The 7,612-nt window shown below is 61.7% G+C and carries 6 protein-coding genes and 1 pseudogene; 1 reads left to right on the top strand and 6 read right to left on the bottom strand.

Annotated elements, in window-relative coordinates:
* Positions 1-95: 95 nt before the first annotated feature.
* Together WBB95_RS16280 and WBB95_RS16275 are read right to left on the bottom strand one after the other, a co-directional pair.
* Positions 96-557 (bottom strand): LEA type 2 family protein, encoded by a 462-nt coding sequence (locus tag WBB95_RS16280; RefSeq protein WP_424488522.1) that lies wholly within the window; start codon positions 555-557, stop codon positions 96-98.
* A gap of 12 nt (positions 558-569) precedes the next feature.
* Complete coding sequence (locus tag WBB95_RS16275) at positions 570-1,997, bottom strand: nucleobase:cation symporter-2 family protein (protein WP_424488521.1); 1,428 nt, start codon at positions 1,995-1,997, stop codon at positions 570-572.
* 235 nt (positions 1,998-2,232) lie between these two features.
* Here WBB95_RS16275 and WBB95_RS16270 point away from each other — a divergent pair, with 235 nt between their 5' ends.
* Positions 2,233-3,858, top strand: a complete 1,626-nt coding sequence (locus tag WBB95_RS16270; protein ID WP_424488520.1) for a methyl-accepting chemotaxis protein — start codon at positions 2,233-2,235, stop codon at positions 3,856-3,858.
* A 64-nt stretch (positions 3,859-3,922) separates the two neighbouring features.
* Here WBB95_RS16270 and WBB95_RS16265 read toward each other — a convergent pair whose 3' ends face one another.
* From WBB95_RS16265 to WBB95_RS16250, 4 genes and pseudogenes are all read right to left on the bottom strand, one after another.
* Positions 3,923-4,900, bottom strand: coding sequence for a 2-hydroxyacid dehydrogenase (locus WBB95_RS16265; protein WP_424488519.1), 978 nt, complete (start codon positions 4,898-4,900; stop codon positions 3,923-3,925).
* The gene (locus WBB95_RS16260; protein ID WP_424488518.1) at positions 4,897-6,189 is read right to left on the bottom strand and encodes an MFS transporter; all 1,293 of its coding nucleotides are present in this window, start codon (positions 6,187-6,189) and stop codon (positions 4,897-4,899) included. Before WBB95_RS16260 ends, WBB95_RS16265 begins: the two co-directional genes overlap by 4 nt.
* A 48-nt stretch (positions 6,190-6,237) precedes the next feature.
* Positions 6,238-7,179 carry a sugar kinase gene (locus WBB95_RS16255; protein ID WP_424488517.1) on the bottom strand — a complete coding sequence of 314 codons (942 nt, stop codon included), beginning with the start codon at positions 7,177-7,179 and terminating at the stop codon, positions 6,238-6,240.
* Positions 7,172-7,612, bottom strand: a pseudogene (locus WBB95_RS16250) (AP endonuclease); the annotation flags it as partial. The gene WBB95_RS16255 and the pseudogene WBB95_RS16250, both read right to left, overlap by 8 nt.

Here is a 7,612-nt window from a genome sequence, read left to right as displayed (position 1 = left end):
CGCGCTTTTCGAAAGTGACCCGCTGTAAGAGCGGAACCCATATAAGTCATCACCAAATAACGGATATACCCTCAGTCTCCCAGCCATCACCAGCCTCACCAAGCCGCCGTATTCGGCAAGTCCAACGTCCCACTGTCCACAAACCGCAGGGTGCCAAACAACCCGCCCGCCAACTTACCGCGCAACGTATAGGGCAAGTTGTTCAAGCTCTGGGTCTGACTCAACCCCAACGTCTGCCGCAACACAGAAAAGGCCGACACACTGACCGGCACCGTCAGCACCGTCTCGGAAAACCGAGGAATGGCCCCGGCCTGATCACTCACCCCAGACGCCAGCGGCCGGCCATTGACCTCCAGGTCCAGCGCCACGCCGCTGTAGCCGATCGCCGTTTCATTGGGGTTCTGCACCCGCAGCTTCACGGCAAAACGCACTTCAAGGTCCTGGCTTTGCAGCGGCTCGATGCCCACCACGTTGACGTTGACCGGGTCGCGGTTGGGGAACAGCGCGCAGGCGCTCAAGGTCAGCAGCAGTAACGGTAGAACCATGAGCTTGCGCATTCAAAAGTGCTCCTATTTCGTGACGTCCGGGTCCTGCATTACTTTGAGGGTAGAGGACTCCGGATCAAATTCATCTTCTTCCAGCTCTATGAACTCTTCCGGCAGGAAAATGTTCAGCAAGATCGCACAAAATGCGCCCACCGTGATCGGCGACTCAAAGATGTTATGCAGCGCCTTGGGCAGGTCGCGCAGCACTTCCGGCACGGCGGCGACGCCCAGGCCCATGCCCAGGGAGATCGCCACGATCAGCACGTTGCGCCGATGCAGCCCGGCCTCGGCGAGGATCTTGATGCCCGCCACCGCCACGGTGCCGAACATGATCAGGGTGGCGCCGCCCAGTACCGGCTTGGGCATCAGTTGCAGCACCGCGCCGATCATCGGGAACAGTCCCAGCAGCACCAACAGGCCGGCAATAAAGTACGCCACGTAGCGGCTGGCCACGCCGGTCAGCTGGATCACGCCGTTGTTCTGCGCAAAGGTCACCATCGGCAGGCTGTTGAAGGTGGCGGCCATGGCCGAGTTGAGGCCGTCGGCCAGCAGGCCCGATTTGATGCGCTTGATGTACAGCGGGCCTTTGACCGGCTGCTGGGAAATCATCGAATTGGCGGTCAGGTCACCGGCGGCTTCCAGCGGCGAAATCAGGAAAATCACCGCCACCGGGATAAACGCCACCCAGTCGAAGGAGAAACCGTATTTGAACGGCACCGGCACGCTGATCAGCGGCACCTGGGGCAGGGCGGCCAAATCCACACGGCCCATCAGCCAGGCGACGACAAAACCCAGGGTCAGGCCGATCACGATCGAGCCCAAACGCAGGAACGGGTTACTGAAGCGGTTGAGGACCACGATGGTCAGCAGCACCAGCGCGGCCAGGCCCATGTTGCTCGCGGCGCCGAGGTCGCTGGAACCGAAGCCGCCGGCCATGTCGGTGACCGCCACCTTGATCAGCGACAGGCCCATCAAGGTGATGATGGTGCCCGTGACCACCGGGGTAATCAGCTTGCGCAGTTTGCCGATGAACTGGCTGAGCGCCACTTCGATAAACGCTGCGAAAAAGCAGATGCCAAAGATCGTTGAGAGAATCTCGTCGGTGCCGCCACCTCGGGCCTTGACCATGAACCCGGCGCTGAGGATCACGCTGATAAACGAAAAACTGGTGCCCTGCAGGCACAAAAGCCCGGAACCAATCGGCCCGAATGTGCGCGCCTGCACAAAGGTGCCCAGCCCCGACACAAACAGGGCCATGCTCACCAGGTACGGCACTTCGCTTTCAAGGCCGAGCACGCCACCGACGATCAAGGTGGGGGTGATGATGCCGACGAAACTGGCCAGCACGTGTTGCAGCGCGGCAAAGATAGCCGCGGTGAAATGCGGGCGGTCTTCAAGGCCATAGATCAGGTCGGATTTATAGCGGGGGCGGGGAGCTTGAGCGTCAGACAAAATATGGGCTCGGGTCAGAAAATGGAGGCGCAGGATGCCAGAAAGTGCCGGTCGTCAGAAGTGTGTAAAAATATTTCGAAACATCCGCATTAAAATCCCCCGCCTGCCGATAGCCTGAACAGGCCCACATACCCATTAGAACAGTGGTGCCCAACTGTCCGAACAGCGCGTTGACGCTGACGGACCGTGTCGCGGCACGGATGCTCGCCAACACTACTTCTTCGAGAGCACCCCTATGTCCCTTCGTAATCTGAATATTGCCCCTCGCGCTTTTCTCGGTTTTGCGTTCATTGCGTTGCTTGTCGTCATCCTGGGCGTGTTTGCGGTCAACCGCATGGCTCAAATCCGCCAGGCCTCACTGGACATGGGGGCCAACCAGTTACCCAGTGTGAAATTCCTCGGCAACATGACCGAAAACGTTTTGCGCCTGCGCATTCTCTCGTTCCGCATTTTGATCAACCGCGAACCGGCCGCCCTCGATGAAGCCAAGACCCGAGTGAACGTATTGGTGGACAAGGTCAAGCAAGCCCAGAACGCCTACGCGGTGATGCCGGCGGGTGCAGAAGAAGCGGCCTTGTACAAGACCTTCGCCGCCACCCTCGACAGCTATTTCTCCGCCCAGGCGGAAATGATGTCGCTGTCGCAGCAGAACAAAGTCGAGGAAATGCGCACCCTCATCAACACGCGTATCAAGGACGGTACCGACTTGATGGGCGAACAGTTGAACAAACTGATCGCGATCAACAGCGCCGACGCCGACCGGGCCGGGGGTGATGCCGAGAGCAGCTATCAGCAGGGCGTTACCGGAATCATCATCGTGGCGGTGGTAGCCGCATTGATGACGGTACTGCTCGCCTGGTTGCTGACCCGCAGCATCGTCACGCCGCTGCGCAAAGCCGTGGAAGTGGCGGAGTCCATCGCCGGTGGCAACCTCAGCAAACTCATCGAAGATGACGGCAAGGACGAGCCCGCGCGTTTGATCGGTGCCTTGGCCGCGATGCAAGCCAACCTGCGCCAGACTATCCAGCACATTGCCGGCTCGGCCACGCAGTTGGCCTCTGCCGCCGAAGAGTTGAGCGCGGTCACTGAAGAAGCCTCTAAAGGCTTGCAGCAGCAGAACAACGAAATTGATCAGGCCGCCACGGCGGTCAACGAGATGACGGCAGCGGTGGAAGAAGTGGCGCGCAATGCGGTGTCCACCTCCGAAGCCTCCAGCCAGTCCAACCAGGCGGCGCGCGAAGGCCGCGACCGTGTGGTCGAAACTGTCGGCGCGATCCAGACCATGACCCAGGACGTGCAGAACACGTCGGTGCTGATTGAAGGCCTGGCTTCCCAGGGCCGTGACATCGGCAAAGTGCTCGACGTGATCCGCGCGATTGCCGAGCAGACCAACCTGCTGGCGCTCAACGCCGCGATCGAAGCGGCGCGCGCCGGTGAAGCCGGGCGTGGCTTTGCGGTGGTGGCTGACGAAGTGCGGGCGTTGGCCCATCGCACGGCGCAGTCGACCCAGGAGATCGAGAAAATGGTCGCCGGCATTCAGAACGGCACCGGTGAAGCGGTGCAGTCGATGCAGCAGAGCAATCAGCGCACGCAAAACACCCTGGAAATGGCGCGTGCGGCAGGCGTGGCGCTGGAGCAGATCACCCAGTCGATCAGCCTGATCAACGAACGTAACCTGGTGATCGCCAGTGCGTCCGAAGAACAGGCGCAGGTCTCCCGTGAAGTGGACCGCAACCTGGTGAACATCCGCGACTTGGCGACCCAGTCGGCGGCGGGTGCCAACCAGACCAGCGCAGCCAGCCATGAACTGTCGCGCCTGGCGGTGGACTTGAACGGGATGGTGGCCAGGTTCGTCATCTGATCTGAAACGCGGTAAAAAAATGTGGGAGCTGGCAAGCCAGCTCCCACATTGGTTTCAGGGGGTGTCAGTGCTTCCAGGCGGCTGGGTTCACCAGGTTCTTCGGTTTTTCACCGGCCAACGCCTGCAACAGATTATCCACCGCGCACGTGGCCATCGCTTCGCGCGTCTCATGGGTGGCCGAGCCGATATGCGGGGTGGCCACCACGTTGTTCAAGCGTAACAACGGCGAGTCATGACCCAACGGTTCGCGCTCGAACACATCCAGCCCCGCCGCCCGAATGGTGCGTTGCTGCAAGGCCTCGACCAATGCCGCTTCGTCCACCACCTTGCCCCGCGAGATGTTGATGAAGATCGTCTCCGGCCCCATCAGCGCGAACTCTTCAGCGCCAATCAGTTTCTCGGTTTCAGCGGTCAGTGGCAGTGTCAGGCAGACAAAGTCGGCTTCCTTGAGCAAACCCACCAGGCTGCGGTACTGCGCGCCGAAGCGCTCTTCCACGGCAGGCTTGGGCGAGTGGCTGTGGTAGATCACCGGCATGCCAAACCCAAAATGCCCACGCTGGGCCAAGGCCTCACCGATGCGGCCCATGCCGATGATGCCCAGGGTTTTACCGTGCACGTCGGTGCCGAAATGCGCCGGGCCGATGTTTTTGCTCCACTGCCCGGCACGTACCATATCGGCCAACTCCACCACACGCCGGGCGGTGGCCAGAATCAGGGCGAAGCCGGTGTCGGCGGTGGTTTCGGTGAGCACGTCCGGGGTGTTACTGAGCAAAATGCCGCGCGCGGTCAGGTAGTCGATGTCGTAGTTGTCGACCCCCACCGAAACGCTGGCCACGGCTTCGAGGTTGGGCGCCAGGTCAAGCAGCTTGGCATCCAGGCGCAGGCTGGCGCCCAGCAGGCCGTGGGCACCGGGCAGGGCGTCACGCAGCGTGGCCAGTCCGGTCGCGTCCAGCGCTTCGATCAGGGTGACCTCGGCCTGCTCATGCAGGCGGGCCATCAACGGCGCGGAGAGTTTTTTGTACAGGACAACAGACTTTTTCATGAGGTTTTTACCTTCAACGCCAAGGTGGTTTCCCGCACGCGATCGCTGGCGCCGGGCTTGAGGAAAATCGTCAGCACCACGGCCAGCATCAGCGCACCGCTCATCAACAAGTACGAGGCGCCGGGCGAGCCGGTGCTGCTATTGAGGTAACCCACCAGGTACGAACCGCCGAACGAACCGAGGGCGCCCATGCTGTTGATCAGCGCCATGGCCCCGCCGGCGACGTTGGCCGGCAGGATCTCCGGCACGATCGCAAAAAACGGTCCGTACGGCGCATACATGCAGGCACCCGCGATCACCAGCAGGGTGTATGACCACCAGAAATGTTCAGCCCCCAATGCGTAGGAGGCATAGAAGGCAATGGAGGCAATCAACAGCGGCGGCCACACAAAACGTTTACGTTTTTGCAGCTTGTCGGAGCCCCAGGACACCACCAGCATGCCGATCACCGCCGCCAGGTAAGGCAGCGCCGACAACCAGCCGGCTTCGACCATGTCCATCTGCAAGCCCTTCTTGAGGATCGACGGCAGCCACAGCACGAAGCCATACACGCCGATGCTCCAGCAGAAGAACTGCAGCGCCAGGATGATGACCTTGGGCGAACGAAAGGCCTCGGCGTAGTTCTTCACCGCCTTGATCCCGACTTGTTCGGCGGCCAGGGCGCTTTCGAGGTCACGTTTTTCAGTGGCGCTCAGCCACTTGGCGTCGGCAGGTTTCTCATCGGCCAGCTTCCACCAGATAAACGCCCAGATCACCGCCGGCACGCCTTCGATGATAAACATCCAGCGCCAGCTGAAATGCTGCACCAGGTAGCCCGACACCACCGACATCCACAGCATGGTCACCGGGTTGCCGAGGATCAGGAAGGTGTTGGCGCGCGAGCGTTCGGCACGCGTGAACCAATGGCACAGGTACACCAGCATCGCCGGCATCACTGCGGCCTCGACCACGCCGAGCATGAAACGAATGGCGATCAGCATGTAGGCGTTGGACACCACGCCGGTCAGCGTGGCCAGCCCGCCCCAGAGGATCAGGCTGACGAAAATCAGCCTCTTGACGCTGCGCTTTTGCGCGTAAATCGCCCCCGGCACCTGGAAGAAGAAGTAGCCGAGGAAAAACAGTGCGCCCAGCAACGACGACATGCCGGGGGTGATCATCAGGTCTTCGGCCATCCCGGAGGCGGCGGCGAAGCCGTAGTTGGCGCGGTCCAGATAGGCCAGGCTGTAGGTGATAAACACGATGGGCATGATGTACCACCAACGGCGGGTGGCGAGTTTCAGCGTTTCCATGGGGTTGCTCCTGAGCTTGTTGTAGTTGTGGCAACAGGTAGTAGTGGGTCAGGCAACGGATCGGGTGGGTAACTCCGCGCGGCTCGGCAGGCCTTCCATGTCGCCACGGCTCTGCACGGCGCGGCTGCCGATCCAGTTACCGCGCTGCACGGCTTCGGGGAAACTCAAGTTTTCCAGCAGGGCACTGATCATGCCGACCGCAAAACCATCGCCGGCGCCGACCGTGTCCACCACGGTCTCCACCGGCACTGCGGCGACAAAGCCCTGGTCCAGCTGGGTGCGGTAATAGGCGCCGTCAGGCCCGAGCTTGATCGCCACGGCTTCGGCGCCCTGGTCGAGGTAGAACGCGGCGATGTCGGCAGGGTCATCAAAACCGGTGAGCAGGCGACCTTCGCTCAACCCCGGCAAGACCCAATCGGCACGCGCCGCGAGGGCGTTGATGTCGCGGACCATCTGTTGCTGACTGGCCCACAGGGCCGGGCGCAGGTTCGGGTCGAAAGAAATGCTGCGCCCGGCCTTGCGCATTTGCGTCATCAGTTCAATGGACAGCTCGCGCGTGGCCTCGGACAACGCCGGCGGAATGCCGGTGGCGTGCAGGTGGCGCGCTTGCAGCAACGCGGGGCTGATGGCGGCGATGGACAAATGGCTGGCCGCCGAGCCCTTACGGAAGTACTCAACTTGGGGGTCTGCGCCGGCTTCTTCGCGAGACTTGAACTGGAAGCCGGTTGGGTGCAGAGGGTCGACCGCGACATGGCGGCAGTCCAGGCCTTCGCGCTTCAGCGTATCGACCACAAAGCGCCCGAGCGAGTCATTGCCCACCCGGCTCAGCCAGGCGACGTTGAACCCCAGGCGCGACAGGCCGATGGCGACATTGCTGTCGGCCCCTGCGATGCGCTTGTAAAACTGCGCCACCTGGGCCAGGTCACCGGTCTGCTCGGCGACAAACATCGCCATGGTTTCACCAAACGAGAGGATATCGATCTCAGACATGTGCATTCTCCGCACGGGGCTGGCCAAGGAGGGCGAGGGCGGCAACCTGTTGCGCGGTGACGTCGATCAGGTCATCACCCTGCAACGGGAATTCCACGGCCCTGGTAATACCTTGAGTCATATGTTTGAGCAGTTGTTCCCACAGATGCAGGTCGGTGGCGCCAGGCGGCAGGGCGACCAGCTTGCCATCCGCGCGCCGGGCCACCGCCTTGCAGTGCAGGTAATCCACATGCCGGCCCAGCAGGCGGGCGGCGGTGAGGGCGGATTGGTCCTGCCACTGCCAGTTGCCGATGTCGAAGGTCATCTTCACCGGCAGGCCAAGACGCTCAACCTCGGTGAAGAAACGTTGCATCGGTTCGATACGCCCGCCGTGCAGGGTCTGGTCGTTTTCAACCAGCAGCTTGACCGGGTGACGATTGAGCAGGGCGTGCAG

Source organism: Pseudomonas sp. (assembly GCF_049645325.1).
Lineage (GTDB): Bacteria > Pseudomonadota > Gammaproteobacteria > Pseudomonadales > Pseudomonadaceae > Aquipseudomonas.
This window is presented reverse-complemented; position numbering and strand designations above follow the sequence as displayed.

Coding starts and splice junctions, on each gene's coding strand:
- WBB95_RS16280 (WP_424488522.1), bottom strand. CDS start 557: ATGCGCAAGCTCATGGTTCTACCGTTACTGCTGCTGACCTTGAGCGCC.
- WBB95_RS16270 (WP_424488520.1), top strand. CDS start 2,233: ATGTCCCTTCGTAATCTGAATATTGCCCCTCGCGCTTTTCTCGGTTTT.
- WBB95_RS16265 (WP_424488519.1), bottom strand. CDS start 4,900: ATGAAAAAGTCTGTTGTCCTGTACAAAAAACTCTCCGCGCCGTTGATG.
- WBB95_RS16260 (WP_424488518.1), bottom strand. CDS start 6,189: ATGGAAACGCTGAAACTCGCCACCCGCCGTTGGTGGTACATCATGCCC.
- WBB95_RS16255 (WP_424488517.1), bottom strand. CDS start 7,179: ATGTCTGAGATCGATATCCTCTCGTTTGGTGAAACCATGGCGATGTTT.